Consider the following 17625-nt stretch of genomic DNA (forward strand, 5'->3'; position numbering starts at 1 on the left):
CGTGCTTGGGAAGCTCAAAGATTTCAGGTGAGGTTGCGCCGGGAGAGCACCACGGTGGAGAGCACCATGAGACAGAAAGCCAAGCCCAACCAGGTCCAATCGAAACCCTCGACCTGGAAGGTTTCGCCGAGCACCGCGATGCCTAGGCCGAAGGCGATGATCGGTTCGGCGGTTTTCATGGCGGGTAGGGAGGTGCGCAGGGAGCTGGCGTTGAAGGCGGATTGCTGCACGAGGGTGCCCATGGTGGCGGCGAAGATCAACCCGTAGCTTTCCCAGGCTAGTAGTAGTCCGAGGAATCCGCCGGAGACGAAGGAATCGGCCACGGCTTTGGAGAGCACCCCGACGAAGCCGAAGATTGCACCGGTGACCAGTCCCAGGGTCAGGGCGCGGTCATGGCCTTCCTGGCGTTTGTTGCCGAAGCGGTCTATCGCAAAGAGAGCCAGCGTGCCGATCAGTAGCGCTGGCCACCACCGGGAAAAGGTGGGGTGGGTGTCGCCACCGACGGGGTGGCCGAGGACCACGACGATAGCGACTGAAATGGTCAGCAGTACCGCCCAGAAGAGCTCGGTCTTGGAGACTCGGTGCTTGTCATAATAGGCGGCCACCGGCATGGTGAAGATCAGGGACATCACCAGGATCGGTTGCACCACGAGCAGGGGGCCGAAACCCAGAGCAACCACCTGCAGACCGTAGGCGATGATCGCGGTGCTCATTCCGGCCCACCACATCGGGCGCTTGATGGCATTGAGGAAAGGGGATTTCCCTGCCGGCACGGCCGTGGCGATCCTGTGGCGGACCACGGTGCCCCAGGCGATCGTCAGCGCCGAGGCCAGCGCGAAGAGCACGGCAAGCAGGTTATTTTCCACTCTGCTGATCCTAGTGCCCAGGTGAGAAGGCGGCGAAAGCACGGGAAGAGTGTGAGGGAAAGCCCCGAGTTGCGGTGAGAAAGGCTGCCAGGGAGGTGGGGCGCGAGACTCTATATATAAGGAGAGGAACGCGCTAGCGGATCGTGGTCCGAGCAGCAGGGGAAAGAAATGGGGTTGCATTCATGCCGAGGTCCGGATGCAGCGGTAGGATAGTTTCGTTTGCAGTTGTTTCCGAGAAGAAAGGCGGCTGCTGGTGGCACTGGTCGTGCAGAAGTATGGTGGTTCCTCGCTTGAGAGCGCGGAACGGATCCGCAATGTCGCAGAGCGGATCGTGGCCACCAAGAAGCAGGGCAATGATGTAGTCGTGGTGTGCTCGGCAATGGGTGATACCACCGATGAGCTGCTGGACCTGGCAGCTGCAGTGAACCCGGTGCCCCCGGCCCGGGAAATGGACATGCTGCTGACTGCAGGAGAGCGTATCTCCAACGCCCTGGTTGCCATGGCGATTGAGTCGCTGGGTGCACAGGCACAGTCCTTCACTGGTTCCCAGGCTGGCGTGCTCACCACGGAGCGTCACGGTAACGCCCGGATCGTCGATGTGACTCCGGGTCGGGTACGTGAAGCTCTGGATGAGGGCAAGATCTGTATCGTCGCTGGTTTCCAGGGCGTGAACAAGGACACCCGTGATGTGACCACCCTGGGTCGCGGCGGCTCCGACACCACCGCGGTGGCGCTGGCTGCAGCACTTCATGCAGATGTCTGCGAGATCTACTCCGATGTCGACGGCATCTACACCGCAGATCCGCGCATCGTCCCCAACGCCAAGAAGCTGGAGAAGCTCTCCTTCGAGGAGATGCTCGAGCTGGCTGCGGTGGGTTCGAAGATTCTGGTGCTGCGCAGCGTCGAATACGCCCGCGCTTTCAACGTGCCACTGCGCGTTCGTTCGTCTTATAGCAATGATCCCGGAACTCTGGTGTCCGGTTCGATGGAGGATATTCCCGTGGAAGAAGCAGTTCTCACCGGTGTAGCAACCGACAAGTCCGAAGCCAAGATCGCCATCCTGGGCATCGCTGACAAGCCGGGCGAGGCCGCCAAGGTCTTCCGCGCGCTGGCCGACGCCGAGATCAACCTCGACATGGTGCTGCAGAACATCTCCTCCCTCGAGGACAACACCACCGATATCACCTTCACCTGCCCGCGTTCGGATGGCCCCCGCGCCGTCGAGCTGCTCAAGGCACTGCAGGTTAAGGAAGGCTGGAGCAAGGTCCTTTATGACGACCAGATCGGCAAGGTCTCCCTGGTCGGCGCAGGGATGAAGTCCCACCCCGGTGTGACCGCGGAGTTCAGTGAAGCCCTGCGCGATGTCGGCATCAACATCGAGATGTTCACCACCTCCGAGATCCGCATCACCGCGGTCATCCGTGAGGCCGGACTCGATGAGGCCACCCGTGTCCTCCACGAGAAGTTCCAGCTCGGTGGCGAAGAAGAAGTTAAAGTCCACGCCGGTACCGGCCGCTAGTTTCTGGCTTTAAGAATTTTTCAGCCTGAACCGGGCCAGCTCTCCTGAGGGGAGCTGGCCCGGTTCTCTTGTTTTATGGGATTCCGGCGCTGCTCTGCTGCCCCGGAACGATGCCAGGCTTTGCCGGACCAGCGGGGCCCTCGCGGGCGTCGATAAGCGAGTGGGTGGCAGCGCACATTGTGTTTGTGTTCTACCTGCGTAAACTAGGAGATCGAATCATTGATCTCATGAAAGGGCAACGTCTGATGACCACTGTCGCAGTTGTCGGTGCCACCGGCCAGGTCGGGCGCGCGATGCGTTCCATCCTGGAGGAGCGCAACTTCCCGGCTGATAACTTCCGTTTCTTCGCCTCCCCGCGTTCCGCCGGCACCAAGCTGGTGTTCCGCGGTACCGAGATCGAGGTTGAGGATCTGAGCAAGATCACCGAGGAGTCCGTCGCTGACGTGGACATCGCGTTGTTCTCCGCTGGTGGTTCCACCTCCCGTGGGTATGCCCCGATCTTCACCGCTGCCGGGGCGATCGTGGTGGATAACTCCTCCGCGTACCGCAAGGATGAGGAGGTGCCGCTGGTGGTGAGCGAGGTCAACCCCGCTGCCGCGAAGAACACCCCGAAGGGCATCATCGCCAACCCGAACTGCACCACGATGGCTGCTATGCCGGTGCTGAAGGTGCTGCATGACGAGGCCGGTCTGAACCGCCTGAACATCTCCTCCTACCAGGCGGTGTCCGGCTCCGGTCTGGCTGGTGTTGAGGTCCTGGCCAAGCAGGTCGCCGAGATCGGTGAGCACAATGTCGAGCTCGCCAATGATGGTTCGGTGCTGTCCCCGGCGGACTTTGGCCCCTATGTCGGCCCGATCGCCTTCAATGCGCTGCCGCTGGCGGGCAACCTGGTCGATGATGGCTCCGGGGAGACCGATGAAGAGCAGAAGCTGCGCAATGAGTCCCGCAAGATCCTGGGTCTGCCGGACCTACGGGTTTCGGGCACGTGCGTCCGCGTCCCGGTCTTCACCGGTCACACCCTGACCATCCACGCCGGTTTCGATCGTGAGATCACCCCGGACCGCGCCCGCGAGCTGCTTGGGAGTGCTCCCGGCGTCGAGGTTGTCGAGGTCCCCACCCCGTTGGCTGCCGCCGGCAAGGATAACTCCCTGGTTGGTCGTATCCGTCAGGATCAGACCGTGGATGACAACAAGGGCCTGATCCTCGTGGTCTCCGGCGATAACCTGCGCAAGGGCGCAGCACTGAACACCGTCCAGATTGCTGAGCTGCTGGTCGGTTAAACCCGCCTCAAAGACACCGTCCCCAGGAATCTCTGGGGACGGTTTTTTGCTGCGCCCAGGTATGCCGGGATTATGGTGATCCTCACGGCATCGCGGTATCACGGGTGGTGCTCTCTCATGGGTGGTGTTCTACCTTCGAGCCCTCTTCGAGTTCCGCGCGGACCAAATCCAGGAAGCACTTCTCGGTCGGGGAGAGCCGACGGTCCTGCTTCCACGCCAGGTGGAGCCGGGAATACAGCGGCGGGTCCAGGGGGATGAAGGCGACGGCCGGATTGCGGGTCACATCGACCAGACCGTCGATGCAGAGGGCGGAACCAACGCCCTGTTCGACCATGAGGACGGCGTTGAAGAGCAGGTTATAAGAGGCCTTCAGATTCATGCCGACCCTTCCGGTGCCCAGCCAGTTGGATACCCCATCGGTACGGACCACGCGGTCCGGGGCGAGCAGCGGAATATCGCGCAGCTCTGCGGCGGAAACGCTGGTCTGGTGGGCGAGGGCGGTTTCCGCGCGGACCAACAGCCCCCAGCGATCACGATCGGGCAATAGGATGCTCTCATAATCGCTGAGATCCCAGGGTTCGATGAATACCCCGAAGGTCAGGGTGCCGTCCTCAATGGCGGAGGAGACGTAGTCCCCGTTGCCACTGAGGACGCTGAACTGGACGTTGGGATAGGTCTGCTGCATGGTGGACATGGCTCGGGCGATCAACCGGAAGGCGGCACTTTCCGCTGCTCCGATCCAAATGTGGCCGGCCAGCTCCCGATTGGGCTGGCTGAGCTCAATTTCGGTGCGGTGGATGAGATTGAGGATATCTCGTGCCCGGGTCTGCATCAGGCGGCCGGCAGCAGTCAGTTCAATCTGCTTGTTGCTCCGGATGATCAGCTGCTGGCCGGCTTGTTTCTCCAATTCCCGCAGCTGGCGTGAGAGCGCTGGCTGGCTGATGTGGAGCACGGTGGCGGCGCGACTGATCGTGCCCTCCTCGACAATGCTGAGGAAGGCTTCAAGCAATCTGCTTTCCAATGCCATGATCCCACCTCAGGTCTATGCGTTTTGCACATGTTTCATCATGACATATATCTATGTGTTATTCGATTGCCGGGGGCATACGCTCGATGCCATGGGGAATGACCTGGTTACGTCAGAAGAATGCATCAATCACATGTCCGCCGGAAAAGCACTGGATCCGGCCAGTCCGATGGGGGAGAAGATGCTGGAACTCTCCGCCCGCGGCCGCGGTATCATCGCGCGGTTGAATCGTGAGGCGGTGTCGGATGAGGAGATCCACGGCTTTATCGCGGAGCTCACCGGACGGGAGGTACCGGAATCTTTTCGGCTTTTCCTGCCCTTCACCGCTGATTTCGGTCGAAATATCACGATCGGGGAGGATGTCTTCATCAACTCCGGCTGTCGATTCCAGGACCAAGGCGGGATCACCATTGGTGATGGGGCCCTGATCGGCCACAACGTCATCATCACCACCCTCAACCATGATCTGGATCCCGAGCGCCGCGCGATCATGCATCCGCAGTCGGTGCACCTCGGAGCGCGGGTGTGGATCGGTGCCGGAGCGATCATCCTGCCCGGAGTCAGCATCGGCGAAGGGGCCGTGGTCGGCGCAGGTTCCGTGGTCACCAGGGATGTGGCTCCGGCGACAGTGGTGGTGGGTAGCCCGGCAAAAATGATCAGAACCATCACTACCGAGAAGGAAGGAAAATAACATGAAACCCCACCTCATCGTCCATATGCACACCGCCCTCGACGGCAAGATCGAAGGTCCGCACCTGTTCACCAGGGAAAGCCTGGATTCGCAGCGCATCTACTACGACCTGGTACTGGGGCAGGACCGCGCCTTCACCGGTCACCGCGGCTGGCTCTCCGGCACCACCACCAGTGACGCTAACTTCACCCACCACAAGGAACCTGCGCTCAACCCGGCGGCTGCCGAGGTACCGGCGGGGGATTTCATGGCCCCGCACCACGAAGAGATGCACTATTTCTCCATCGATCCCCGGGGCAGGCTGGCCTGGGAACAGAACTACATCGAATACTTTGACACCCGCGCCCACATCGTCGAACTGCTCAGCGCGCAGGCCTCGAATTCCTATAAGGCCTTCCTGCGTGAACTCGGGATCTCCTATGTGATCGCCGGGGAAGAAAACCTCGACCTGGCACTCGCGCTGGAGAAACTGCAGCAGCACTTCCAGGTGGACGAGTTTGTCCTGGGCGGCGGGGGCGGGATCAACTGGTCCTTCATCAAGGCAGGTTTGGTCGATGAGGTCAGTATTGTGCTCACCCCGGTGGCTGACGGCGCCACCGATACCGCCTCGCTCTTCGACGCGAACCCGAAGTACAACGACACTGAGCCGGTAGCTTTCACCCTCAAGGAAAACCGGGTGCTTGCCGACGGCTCCCTGTGGTTGCGCTACCTGGTCAAGGGTGCGGCCACCCCGAATAGCCCGCGATAGATCCGGTGGGCTCATCGGGCCCACGGCGGCGATTGGGGCCCTAAGGGCCGTCCTGCTCAGCCTGTTCGGCTGCGTTCCGGGCGGTGATGAGGTCCTTCCTGGCCCGGGCGACCCGGGATCGGATGGTGCCTACTCGTACCCCGGAGATTTTGGCGGCTTCCTCATAGGTGTAGCCCAGCGCCTGGGTGAGGATGAGCGCTTCGCGACGGTCCTCGGGGAGGGCGTCAATCAGCGTGCGGGCGTCGATCCAGTCGGACCAGGCGCTGGATCCACCCCCGGGAGAGGTCATACTTTCGGCGACGTCTTCGTACTCGGCCGCTGACTTCCGGGGTCGCGCCATGTCATGGCGGATATTGTCCACCCAGACGTGCCGGGCCAGGGAGAGCAGCCAGGTGCGTGCCGAGCTGCGGGCAGCGAAACGGGGCAAGGCCCCCATCACTCGTAGGTAGGTCTCCTGGGTGAGATCATCGGCGACATCACGGCCGCCGAGGTGGGCGAGGAGGCGCCAGACATCGCCCTGGGTGGCTTTGATGAACTCCGTGAGTGCGGCGCGGTCACCACGACCGGCAGCAAGTGCCAGGTCAGTGACCCTTTCATCGTCGCGTTCGGAGTGCTGTCTCACGAGAGTCGAGAATACCAGGCGGCAGGGAAAACCCAGGTCGTACCAAAAGAACACCCGACGAAATGGATATAACAATGTAAGAATGGGGTTGCGTGAGTCACGCAAAATGTATAGGCTATCAATAATAGCCAGCCGATAGTCTTAAGCGATAAAGAATGAGGAGTTAGTCGATGACCACCCAGAACGACGATCTCAACAACATCCTGAACAAGGGTCGGCAGACCCCGGAGCCGGGTCAGACCCATGCCGGTAACGGCACCCCGGTTGCCAGCGAAAATGTCTCCATCACCGCTGGTGCCCAGGGCCCGAACGTCCTCAATGACATTCACCTCATTGAGAAGCTGGCCCACTTCAACCGCCAGAACGTTCCGGATCGCATTCCTCACGCCAAGGGTCACGGCGCTTTCGGTGAACTGCACATCACCGAGGATGTCTCCCAGTACACCAAGGCCGCCCTCTTCCAGCCGGGCACTGTCACCCCGATGGCGATCCGCTTCTCCACCGTCGCCGGTGAGGCCGGTTCCCCCGACACCTGGCGTGACGTGCACGGCTTCGCCATGCGCTTCTACACCCAGGAGGGCAACTACGACATCGTCGGCAACAACACTCCGACCTTCTTCATGCGTGACGGCATGAAGTTCGCCGACTTCATCCGTTCCCAGAAGCGTCTCGGTTCCTCCGGTCTGCGTTCCGCCGACATGCAGTGGGATTTCTGGACCCGCACCCCGGAGTCCGCTCACCAGGTCACCTACCTGATGGGTGACCGCGGTACCCCGAAGACCTCCCGTCACCAGGATGGCTTCGGCTCCCACACCTTCCAGTGGATCAATGAGGCCGGCGACCCGGTCTGGATCAAGTACCACTTCAAGACCCGTCAGGGCTGGGAGACCTTCACCGACGCCGAGGCTGGCGAGATGGCCGGCAAGAACGCCGATCACCACCGTCAGGATCTCTATGAGTCCATCGAAAAGGGCGACTACCCGATCTGGGACGTCAAGATCCAGATCATGCCTTTCGAGGATGCCGAGAACTACCGTTGGAACCCCTTCGATCTGACCAAGACCTGGTCCCAGAAGGATTACCCGCTCCAGGACGTCGGCTACTTCGTCCTGAATGCGAACCCGGTCAACTTCCACGCCCAGATCGAGCAGATCGCCCTGGACCCGGGCAACCTGGTCCCCGGTATCGGCCTCTCTCCGGACCGCATGCTGCAGGCTCGCGCCTTCGCCTACGCCGACCAGCAGCGCTACCGCATTGGCGCCAACTACCGTCAGCTGCCGATCAACCAGCCGCTGCACCAGGTGAACACCTATGACCACCTGGGTCCGATGGCATTCCAGTTCAACGCAGCTGATGCCCCGGTCTACTCCCCGAACCGCTTCGACAAGGGCGCTGGCTACCTGGACAACGGCGAAGATTCCTCCTCCGGCCAGGACCTCGGCCAGGCCACTGACGTCTACGTCAACCCGGACCCGCACGGCACTGATCTGACCCGTGCCGCCTTCGTGCAGCACCCGGAGGACGGCGACTTCGTCCAGCCGGGCATCCTCTACCGCGAGGTCATGAATGATGATGAGAAGGAGCGTCTGGCGGACAACATCACGAACGCCATGGGCGGCGTCTCTGAAGGTGTGGAGGAGCGCGTCTACTGGTACTGGACCCAGGTGGACGAGAACCTCGGCGCCCGCGTCCGCGAGCTCTTCGCTTCTAAGAAGTAGTCATGCCAGGGCCACTTGATGGCTCTGAGCTGCGCTGATCCCCGAATGTTCGCGGGGAAATCAGGGCAGCGCCGGGGTAGTTGACCGGCCGGGCTGTGGTATCGAATACGGCGGTGTGCCGGTGAATCCTGATGGTCAGGGATTTACCGGCACGCCGCCGTTTCACCATCCCCTCCACCATACGCCCGCACCATCCCGACAGTGGTGGGGTAGCAGGCTGGTTAGGCTGGTGGGGGCAGGTATCTGATTCCCGATGAGAAGAAGGATATAACCATGGCAGAAATTCTCTACACCGCAACTGCAACCAACACCGGTGGTGGCCGCGACGGCCACGTCAAGGGTGATGCTCACATTGACTTCGATGTCCGACCCCCGAAGGAAATGGGTGGCAATGGTGAGGGCGTGAACCCGGAGGCGCTGGTCGCGGCGGCCTGGTCCTCCTGTTATAACGGTGCCCTCCAGCTGATGATGAAAAACCACGGTATCGATGTTGCCGCCCACCGGCCTGAGGTCACGGTGGAATTCAGCATCAGTAAAGACGCCGAGGGTGGTCTGTGGCCTTCCGGTGTCCTCAAGGTGAAATTCGAGAACGTAGCGGACCTGGACAATCCCGCAGAGTTGCTGGCGGAGGCCCATGCCTTCTGCCCGATGTCCAAGGCACTGCGCGGCGAAGCCGAGACGAAGGTTCAGCTGGCGTAGTTTTCAGTTGAACAACCGCTCACCAGACTCTTCCTGATTAGTCGGGCAGCCGCTGGAAGTGGTTGGAATGCCACCGGAACCGCTGGGATCCCAGCGGTTCCGGTGGCATGTGCGCTGGGGCTCCGGGGCAGTCCATATTCCCCGGAATCCCTCCTGGCTACCGGAAAACCGCCCCGTCCGGGAAGAAACCGGTCGGGGCGGGCTGTCCGCTGTGTGCTCTGGAAAGTTAGAGGGAGCTGGTGGCGGCGGAAGAGGTGAGGCTCCAGACCGAGCTGGCGACACCCAGCGCCAGCCAGGCACCGACAATCTGAAGACCGGCGTTGATCTGGTCGCGCGGCATGGCGGGGACGAAGGTCTCGACGGTGTTGACGAACTCGACCGGGATCTGGATCTCGGAGATCGGGTAGGGGGTGGTGCTCTGTGCATTGGCGGTGGCGGTGGTGCCGCCCAGAATTAGGACGGTGGACAGGGCAATGGCTGCTACAGACTTCGAACGCATGAGAGTTTCCTTTTCATGGACGCGGGAAAGTGCGGGAAGCTACCTCACAGCTGTGTATCTGCTGTGAAAGTGATATTACCCCAACAGGGCCCCTGGCGTGTCGCACATCACTCTGATTTTCCGGCCCCCAAGTGCTTCCGCAGTGCTACCTGAGGTGGCCTGCGCAGGCGCCCGGAAGTCGGTGCCGGGAAGGCACCTAGAGCCGCGCAGGATCGGAGCCATCCTCGGCGGTTTCGCCGGCTGCGGCATCCACTTCGGTGGCACCGTAGATGGAGCGGCCGATGTAGAAGCTGCCCACTGAGCCGATGATCCACACCCCGGCGATGGCGATGATCGCCCGGATCAGGTCATTCGGGTCGAAGCCGACGGTGGTCCAGTCCCGCAGCAGTTTCGCCAGGATCAGCAGTGGGATCCCGCAGCTGACGGTGGTGCCGAGCAGGTTGACCCTGGTCAAGGCATCCGGGGCGCGCCACAATGAGATGGCGGTGGCGGCGCAAAATACGGTGGCGACCACGACGATCAACGAGATGATGATTTCTGGGATGCTCATGATCTACCGCCTTCCCTTGGAGATCATCCGGGCCATCGAGATCGTCGGCAGAACACCGGCGACCAGTGCGGCCAGGATGGCTATTTCATAGGCGATGGAGGTCTGGTTATCCATGCTCCACAGCAGATACATGGCAATCATGGTGTAGAACAGCAGGTCAGAGACCACGGCGCGGGTCAGGAAGTCGCGGGTCCGGAAGATCAGCGCCAGGCCGGAGAGCAGGGTGATCAACAGGATCACTCCGCAAACCGCCAGCACAATCTGGAATGGGGTCATGAACTAGTCCACCTTCCGGTCCGCCGGGGCAGCAACTGCAGTATCGGGGCGGGAGTAGTACCGTTCCGCGAGAATCTCCGTGGGGCCCTGCCCGGGGACACCATGGTTGATTCCGCGGACATGGGGTGCCATCCGCTGTTCCATGTCCGCCAAGGAGGCGCACACCTCGGCTGGGTCGGAGCCCTGTACCGCCTGGACCAGCAGGGTCCGGGGCTCGCCGGGGGCGGCCGGTTCGCGGAAGCCCATGGACAGTGTGCCCGGGGTCATGGTGATGGAGGTGGAGAACCAGAAGAGCTGCCAGTCGGTGCTCACCCGCAGCGGGTAGCGGATAATCACCGGATCAATCTTGGCATCCCGGCTGAAGGCCGCCACCAGCAAGGTGAAGCCGGCGACAAAGATTTCCTTGATCAGCCAGGGGGTATATCTGAGAACATGCATGTTATTCAACGCCTCCCTGCAATGTGGACATGTCGGGCACCCCGACCGGGTCTTCACCCAGCACCGCCTGTTGGTAGCTGTCAACGTCGAGCAACCCCTCGGTGGCGGTGAGCGCGGCGTCGATAAGCGGGCCGGCGAAGATGAACATGGCCAGCGAGACGAACATCAGGGTAGCGGCGGGCGCGATCACACCCGGGCGCACCCGAAGGGTTGCCGGTATGCCCTGCATCGGTCGGCCCCAGAAGGCCTTCCGCCAGATCCGCAGCATGGCCAGCAGTGCGCCGAAGCTGGCGATGATGATCGTCGAGATGACCACCCAGGCACGCCAGTCCCCGGCGCGTGCCACCTCAATGACGATATAGGCCTTGCCCCAGAGTCCGGAGAAGGGCGGGAAGCCGACCACCGAGAATGCGCCGGCCGCGAAAACTGCGGCTACCAGGGGTTCACGGCGCGCCAGTCCGGAGAGCTTCTTTAGTGCACCTGTGCCATAAGTCTCTTCGATGGCTCCGGAGGTGAGGATCAGGGAGCCGACGGTGATCATGTGGTGCAGGGTGTAGAGCAGGCCGGCGGCCAGTGCCCGCTGCGGATCGCCGGAGGTGAAGGCCAGCATCACCAGGATAAACGGCATGCCGTTGACCATCTGGTAGGCCAGGACCCGGCGGATCGAGTTCTCCGCGAGTCCGGCGAAACCACCGATCAGCATGGAGGCCACCATGATCACGATGATCAGGGTGTTCCAGCGGTCCTCCAGGTCAAAGATCACCACGTAGATGCGGTAGAGCATATATACCGCGACCTTGGTGTGCAGCCCGGAAAACAGGGCCATCACGGCGGCGGAGGTGCCCGGGTAGGTGCGCGGCAGCCAGGTGTGGACCGGGAAGAGTCCGGCCTTGGTGGAGATGGCAATGATAATCACACCCATCGCCACCACCGCCGGGCCATTACCCGCGGCTACGCCCTGCAGCGCGGCGATGTTGACGGAGCCGGTCACGCCGTAGACGAAGCCCACGCCGACCACCAGCAGGGTAGAGGCGGCCAGATTGACCAGCACAAAGGTGCGGCCTGCAGCCAAACGAGCCCCGGTGCCGGTCATGGCGATCAGCCCGTAGGAGGGCAGCAGCATGACCTCGATGAAGACGAAGAAGTTGAACAGATCCGCCGTCAGCAGTGCACCGTTGACACCGGTGACCAGCATCAGCGTCAGCGCTGGGTAGTAGCGTGAGCGGGTTTCCCCGGCGACGGTGGCGAACCAGTTCGCGGTCACCGCCACGATGCCGGTGGTGATGATCATGATCGCGGAGAAGGCGTCGGCGGCGAATGGGATGGCCACACCACCCTGGAAAAGGCCGACATTATGTGCGATGGTGCCGTGCTCTGCGGTATAGGTGAACAGCCAGATTCCGGCGATCACGCTGGCCGCAGGTACCGCCAGGTGGAGGAGGTCGCGGGCCCATTTCCATGGGGCCATGACGGCCAGCGCGGAGGAGACCAGGGGGATGGCCACCAAGAGGGGTAGCAGGGTATCCATCAGCGACCTCCCTCCTTCTGTTCGATCTGAGTGCGGTGGGCGGCCCGGCGGGCGTGTTCTCCGGCGATGAATTCCTCGCGGGACTGGGTGGCACGACCGAGGGTGGACATCGGGGAGTTGTGCAGCTCGGTGTCCCCGTTGTGCCGGTCGGACAGTGGATCGGTGAGTTCGGTGTCGTCATTTTTGCCCAGCGCCGCCATGGTCAGCAGGATGGTGGTGGTGGCCATCGCGATCACGATGGCGGTGAGCACGAAGGCCTGGGGGAGCGGGTCCGCGGCATCAGCCAGGTCAACCCGGTCAAGGAAGACTTCCCCACGCCAGGCGCCGACACCGGCAGCCAGCAGCATGAGGTTTGCGGCATGGCCGAGCAGCTGCATGCCGAGCACCAGCCGGACCATGCCGCGCTGCTGCATGAGGAATACACCACCGAAGACCAGGGCGGCGATGGTCAGTGCCATGATCATCGGTTGTTCCCCTTTCGCTTATCGACGTCCGCTTGGGTGCGCTCTGCGGGTTCAGCCAGCACCGCGACCTGGGAAGGCCGCCTGGCCGGGCCATTATCCCCAGGGTCGGGGTTGGGCTCGATCGGCGCCGGGAAGGGCTCGACGACCTGACCCGCCGGCGGCTTCGGCGCTGGGGTGTCCGGCAGGAGTCCGCCGGAACGGGCATAGTCGAGTTCCGCCACGGAGTCTGCCCCCGGACGCAGATAACCGCCCAGGGCATTGATCGCGGCGGTGAGCATACCCAGCACCGCGAGGAAGATGCCGCCATCGAAGACGAGGGAGGTGGTCCAGTGCTGGCCGAGGAATTCCGCGTAGAGCGGTGTGAGGAAACCACCCTCGGCATAGCCGGCCAGGCCGGCGCTCAGGGCCACCACGATGCCGATGCCGGTGAGTAAGTAAGGCGTGGCGGGGCGGAAGATGATGCTGTCGCGGCCCTTGCTCAGATAGGTCATCATGATGGCGGTGGCGGCGACCAGGGCGGCGACGAATCCGCCACCCGGGTCGGCGTGGCCACGCATGAAGATGAGGAAGCTGAGTACCGCGAGCACCGGTGCCACGAGTGCGAAACCCTTCTTCAGCGGCAGCGAGTTCAACTGCGACTGGCCGAAGGGACGCGGGTGGGTGCCGTGGGTGAACTGCATCCGGGGGAAGGAAGACACGACGGCGCCGATGACGATGGCGGCCATACCCAGCACCGAAAGCTCACCCAGGGTGTCCAGTGCACGGAATTCCACGATGATGGTGGCCACGATGTTCTGACCATGGGTGATCTCCGGGCCATTGGCCAGATACCACTCCGCGATCTCGGAACGGCCGTGACGGCCGAGCAGGGTGAACACCGCGAGGAAGGCGGTCACTGAGGCCAAGGCGGCGATGATCAGGGAACGGATGGTGCGGCTCCGGCTCACCTTGGGGAAGAACTGTGGCTGGTGGCGGATGACCATCATCATGATCACCACGACCAGCGCCTCGACGAGGAACTGGGTCAGTGCCACGTCCGGGGCACCGAGCAAGAGCATCTGCAGGGTCACGCCCACACCGACGGCGCCGATGAGCACCGCACCGGTGATCCGGTTGCGGCTGCAGATCAGACCGGCCACGGCGGCGGTGATGATCAGGAAGGGTGCCAGATCCAGCCAATTATCCAGGCCTTCGGCGCGCGGGGCCAGCGGAATACCATCGATACCCTCGGTACCGAAGAGCGTGAAGAGCATGAGAGTAATCACCAGCAGCACCGGCCAGATCAGGTGGCGTGAGGGACTCAGGGAGTTAGCCATACCGGCAAACCCTCGGCCCAGCGTGGCGGAGCCGGTGGTCAGGGACTGGAGGGCGCCATTGCCGTTGAAGGGCAGCAGATGACGAGATTCCAGCGCAGGCCAGAGTTGCTTACGGAAGACCACCCCGATCACACCGAGAATGATGGCCGCCAGGGAGATCAGCAGCGGGACGTTGATCCCGTGCCATAGCGCCAGGTGGGTGTCCGCCTGGCCGCCGATGGCGGCCACCACGGCATCGACCGGCTCATTGAAGAGGCCCAGGGCAAAGCCCAGCGGCAGGGAGAGCACACCCGGCAGCGCAGCGGGCAACCACAATGAAACCGGAGCTTCGTGGACGTCCTTCCGGGCTGGTGGGTGGCCATCCGTGGTGCCATCGATGAAGGCACCGAAGACGAGCTTCGCGGAATAGGTGAAGGTCAGCAGGGCGCCGACACCGGCAACCAGCAGCAGCAGCCAGGTGGCGCCGTCGCCGATCGGCGCCTGGGTGAAGGCGGTGAGCATGCCCTCTTTGGAGGCGAAGCCCAGCATCGGTGGCACCGCCGCCATGGACAGCGCACCGATGACCACGGAACCGAAGGTCCAGGGCATCTTCTTCCAGATCACGCCGAGACGGCGGATATCGCGGGTGCCATTCTCATGGTCGATGACACCGATGAGCATGAACAGGGAAGACTTGAACAAGGCATGCGCCAGGGTGTGCACCACTGCCGCCGCCAGCGCAAAGGGCGTGCCCACACCGATGACGGCCACGATCCAGCCAAGGTGACTGACGGTGGAGTAGGCCGTCAGCTTCTTCAGATCGGTCTGCTGCACCGCGAACAGCGCCGAGACCACCGCGGTGGAGATACCGACCACGATGAGCAACCAGTTCCACACCGCCACGTCATGAAAGATCGTGGAGAAGCGCAACAGCAGGTAGATACCGGCCTTGACCACTGCAGCGGCGTGCAGGAAGGCGGAGACCGGGGTGGCTGCCGCCATTGCCTCCGGAAGCCAGAAATGGAAGGGCAACTGGGCGGACTTGGTGAAAGCCGACACCGCGATCAGCACCGCGACCAGGGCAGTGATGCCCGGCTTCTCGCCCCAGATCCCGCTGGCCAGGATCTCGCTGAGTGAAGTGGTGCCAGCCTGGGTGGCCGCGATGGACAGCGCCGCCAGCAGGGTCAGACCACCGATGAACGTGAGCACCAGAGTGCGGATCGAGCCCGCCTCACCACCCGAGCCGGATCGAGCGATCAGCAGGAAGGAGGCGATGGAGACCAGTTCCCAACCGATGAAGAGCACCAGCACATCATCGGCGAGCACCAGCACCAGAATCGCCAGGGTAAATGCCGTCATGAGGGTATAGAAGCTGGTGTTTCCCTGCCGTTTCGGCAAGTAGGCCGCCGAATAAATGAAAACCACCGCACCGATGACCAGAGCCAACAGGGCGAAGGAAACACCGAGGGCATCAGCCTTCAGGGTGAAATTCACATCGACCCCGGGGGCGAGGAAATCCCGGACCCAGGTGAAGGACCAGGTCTGGGGCCCACCCTCAATGATCCCCGGGAGCTTGGAGCCCAGGGCTGCGGCTGCGGCGAGGAAGAGAGCTGCCAGGGGCCATCCTGCATTCCGGTCCATGAGACGCACCAGCGGCGGGGATAGAATTACCGCTGCGCCAGCCAGGGCAATCACAATCGGCAGGATCACGGGTTGATCACTCTCCAACGGGGTAGCGGTGTTTCAGACCATCAAAGGTTAGCAGGGCAATTACGGTGCGCCTCCCCGCAGGGGACACTGACCTAGTTAGATTGACGGGGTATGAGCTCCTTCCGGTCGCGCCTGCTTGCACTGCTCGTCATTATCCCGCTCATCATCGGTGCGGTTTATCTCGCTATCGCCGGCATCGGTCCGGACCGTTCCTGGTCAGCCGCCGGGGATTCCTCGGGCGCTCCGGCCGCAGACAGTCCCGCGGGTATTGATCCCGCCGAGCTTGTCGACGCCCGCCGCGCCGCCAGCGAGGCCGGCGCCCAAGCTGGTTTCCTGGCCACCGGTACCGGTGAACTCGTTGACGGGACCGGGTTACTCCGCGAAGGTGCAGGAGACCTGGTCGGCGGCGTTGAGGAAGCTAAAGGCGGCGCTCAACAGCTGGCCGAGGGCATGGTGCAGTTGCAGGCCGCGACCGGTCAGCTCGGCACCGGGGCCAACCAGGTAGCCGATGGCGTGGCCCTCGCCGTGGAACAGGTCACCGGGCTCAGCGCCATCCAGATGCAACTGATCCAGGCCATCGACGGCATCAACACCGAACTAGCGAAGTCAAAGGTTCCGGAGGCCAAAGAAATCCGTAGTCAGCTCGCCGGGTTCCGTACCCAGGTGGAAGCCTTCCCCCTGACCGGTGAAAACGCCGACCAGCTTGATCAGCTGCGCACCGGGGCCCGGGAAGTTGCCAACCAGCTGGCCGTACCTGGCTACGGCTTCCACGACGGTGTCTACTCCGCCACCGACGGTGCCCAGCGACTCAATGAGGGACTCAGTCAGCTGCAGGGCGGTGTCGGCACCGCCGTCGATGGCGTGAACGAGCTTGATGATGGCGCGCAACGTCTCGAGCAGATGGCCACCGCCACCCAGGACAAGCTCGGCAACGTCCAGCGCAGCCTCCCGGCGGTCCAGACACCGGAAAGTGGTGCCGGTGCTGCTGATGGGCAGGCGGTGGCTGCCGCACAGATCGAAGAATCAGGCTCCCTGGCCCCGATGTACGCCCTGCTCATCGGAGTTCTGGCTGCCCTCGGCGGCATTGCCGTGGGATACCTGGGCTCCGGCTCCGGCCGCTGGATCGACCGGATCCTCGGTGGCGCCGGGATCGTCGCGCTCAGCGGCATCCTCTACGCCCTCCTGTCACAGGGGATGACTTTGCTGTCACTGTCTGCCGGTGTGGCGGTGCTGGCGCTGATGACTGCGGCCTCCACCGGCCTGACCCTGATTGCGCGCAGGGTGGCTGGCGACCGCTGGGGCGGGCTGTTCACCATCTTCGGGGCAATCATCCAGGTTGGGCTGGTCGGCTGGGTGTGGAAGTCCGCCGCCGCAGCGGAGGTGAGCACGGTATGGGAGATCATTGCCTCGCTGACTCCGCTGCACTATGCCACCGCCGCGCTGACTGCGAACGGCAACGCCGGTGACCCGACCCTGGTCTGGTTAGGCGCGGCGGTGCTGGCCGCGGTGGCCGTGCTCTCCTTCGTGGTCCTGCTGGGCGGGCGCCGCGAAGCAGCTGCCCTGGCGGACTAAGGGGGTTGGCAGAGCCTCAGCTTTGGGGTCAAGAGGTAAAAATGTGGCCGGGATTCCGGGGCCTGGTCCGGCGCAGCAGTGAAGGGGGCAGCAGTGAAGGGTAGGTCTCGAGGATCCGCCCAA

17 protein-coding genes are annotated in these 17625 nt (G+C 62.9%); 7 read left to right on the top strand and 10 right to left on the bottom strand.

Going from position 1 to position 17625, the window contains the following annotated elements; genetic code table 11:
- Positions 1–23: 23 nt before the first annotated feature.
- Positions 24–866 carry a DMT family transporter gene (locus ACTU46_RS15600; RefSeq protein ID WP_443383640.1) on the bottom strand — a complete coding sequence of 281 codons (843 nt, stop codon included), beginning with the start codon at positions 864–866 and terminating at the stop codon, positions 24–26.
- A gap of 253 nt (positions 867–1119) precedes the next feature.
- Between ACTU46_RS15600 and ACTU46_RS15605 the strand changes: the two genes are divergently transcribed.
- Positions 1120–2385, top strand: coding sequence for an aspartate kinase (locus ACTU46_RS15605; RefSeq protein WP_443383643.1), 1266 nt, complete (start codon positions 1120–1122; stop codon positions 2383–2385).
- Positions 2386–2630: 245 nt separating this feature from the next.
- On the top strand, positions 2631–3665 hold the full coding sequence (locus tag ACTU46_RS15610) for an aspartate-semialdehyde dehydrogenase (protein WP_443383689.1): 1035 nt from the start codon (positions 2631–2633) through the stop codon (positions 3663–3665).
- 115 nt (positions 3666–3780) lie between these two features.
- Here ACTU46_RS15610 and ACTU46_RS15615 read toward each other — a convergent pair whose 3' ends face one another.
- The gene (locus ACTU46_RS15615; RefSeq protein WP_443383646.1) at positions 3781–4692 is read right to left on the bottom strand and encodes a LysR family transcriptional regulator; all 912 of its coding nucleotides are present in this window, start codon (positions 4690–4692) and stop codon (positions 3781–3783) included.
- Positions 4693–4825: 133 nt separating this feature from the next.
- Between ACTU46_RS15615 and ACTU46_RS15620 the strand changes: the two genes are divergently transcribed.
- Together ACTU46_RS15620 and ACTU46_RS15625 are read left to right on the top strand one after the other, a co-directional pair.
- Positions 4826–5383 carry a DapH/DapD/GlmU-related protein gene (locus ACTU46_RS15620; RefSeq protein WP_443383649.1) on the top strand — a complete coding sequence of 186 codons (558 nt, stop codon included), beginning with the start codon at positions 4826–4828 and terminating at the stop codon, positions 5381–5383.
- Between the two features lies 1 nt (position 5384).
- A complete protein-coding gene (locus ACTU46_RS15625; protein ID WP_443383652.1) occupies positions 5385–6131 on the top strand; it encodes a dihydrofolate reductase family protein in 747 nt (248 codons plus the stop codon).
- A gap of 40 nt (positions 6132–6171) precedes the next feature.
- Here ACTU46_RS15625 and ACTU46_RS15630 read toward each other — a convergent pair whose 3' ends face one another.
- Complete coding sequence (locus ACTU46_RS15630) at positions 6172–6753, bottom strand: RNA polymerase sigma factor (protein WP_443383655.1); 582 nt, start codon at positions 6751–6753, stop codon at positions 6172–6174.
- A gap of 170 nt (positions 6754–6923) precedes the next feature.
- Here ACTU46_RS15630 and ACTU46_RS15635 point away from each other — a divergent pair, with 170 nt between their 5' ends.
- Both ACTU46_RS15635 and ACTU46_RS15640 read left to right on the top strand, forming a co-directional pair.
- A complete protein-coding gene (locus ACTU46_RS15635; RefSeq protein ID WP_443383658.1) occupies positions 6924–8471 on the top strand; it encodes a catalase in 1548 nt (515 codons plus the stop codon).
- Positions 8472–8744: 273 nt separating this feature from the next.
- On the top strand, positions 8745–9170 hold the full coding sequence (locus tag ACTU46_RS15640) for an Ohr family peroxiredoxin (protein WP_443383661.1): 426 nt from the start codon (positions 8745–8747) through the stop codon (positions 9168–9170).
- A gap of 226 nt (positions 9171–9396) precedes the next feature.
- Here the strand turns inward: ACTU46_RS15640 and ACTU46_RS15645 are convergent, their stop codons facing one another.
- The 7 genes from ACTU46_RS15645 to ACTU46_RS15675 form a co-directional block, all read right to left on the bottom strand.
- Complete coding sequence (locus ACTU46_RS15645; protein ID WP_443383664.1) at positions 9397–9669, bottom strand: hypothetical protein; 273 nt, start codon at positions 9667–9669, stop codon at positions 9397–9399.
- Positions 9670–9865: 196 nt separating this feature from the next.
- A complete protein-coding gene (locus ACTU46_RS15650) occupies positions 9866–10219 on the bottom strand; it encodes a Na+/H+ antiporter subunit G (RefSeq protein WP_443383667.1) in 354 nt (117 codons plus the stop codon).
- 3 nt (positions 10220–10222) lie between these two features.
- Positions 10223–10495, bottom strand: a complete 273-nt coding sequence (locus tag ACTU46_RS15655) for a cation:proton antiporter (protein ID WP_443383670.1) — start codon at positions 10493–10495, stop codon at positions 10223–10225.
- A gap of 3 nt (positions 10496–10498) precedes the next feature.
- Positions 10499–10933, bottom strand: a complete 435-nt coding sequence (locus ACTU46_RS15660) for a monovalent cation/H+ antiporter subunit E (RefSeq protein ID WP_443383673.1) — start codon at positions 10931–10933, stop codon at positions 10499–10501.
- 1 nt (position 10934) lies between these two features.
- A complete protein-coding gene (locus ACTU46_RS15665) occupies positions 10935–12461 on the bottom strand; it encodes a monovalent cation/H+ antiporter subunit D family protein (RefSeq protein ID WP_443383675.1) in 1527 nt (508 codons plus the stop codon).
- Complete coding sequence (locus ACTU46_RS15670) at positions 12461–12925, bottom strand: cation:proton antiporter subunit C (RefSeq protein WP_443383678.1); 465 nt, start codon at positions 12923–12925, stop codon at positions 12461–12463. The genes ACTU46_RS15665 and ACTU46_RS15670 overlap by 1 nt, the downstream gene beginning before the upstream one ends.
- A complete protein-coding gene (locus ACTU46_RS15675; RefSeq protein WP_443383681.1) occupies positions 12922–15930 on the bottom strand; it encodes a DUF4040 family protein in 3009 nt (1002 codons plus the stop codon). The genes ACTU46_RS15670 and ACTU46_RS15675 overlap by 4 nt, the downstream gene beginning before the upstream one ends.
- A gap of 111 nt (positions 15931–16041) precedes the next feature.
- On the opposite strand from ACTU46_RS15675, the gene ACTU46_RS15680 reads away from it, so the two are divergent.
- Entirely contained in the window at positions 16042–17502 is a 1461-nt protein-coding gene (locus tag ACTU46_RS15680; RefSeq protein WP_443383683.1) for a YhgE/Pip domain-containing protein, read from the top strand.
- The last annotated feature ends 123 nt before the right edge of the window (positions 17503–17625 follow it).

This window comes from Corynebacterium sp. A21 (assembly GCF_052266655.1).
In the GTDB taxonomy this organism is placed as follows: Bacteria; Actinomycetota; Actinomycetes; order Mycobacteriales; family Mycobacteriaceae; genus Corynebacterium.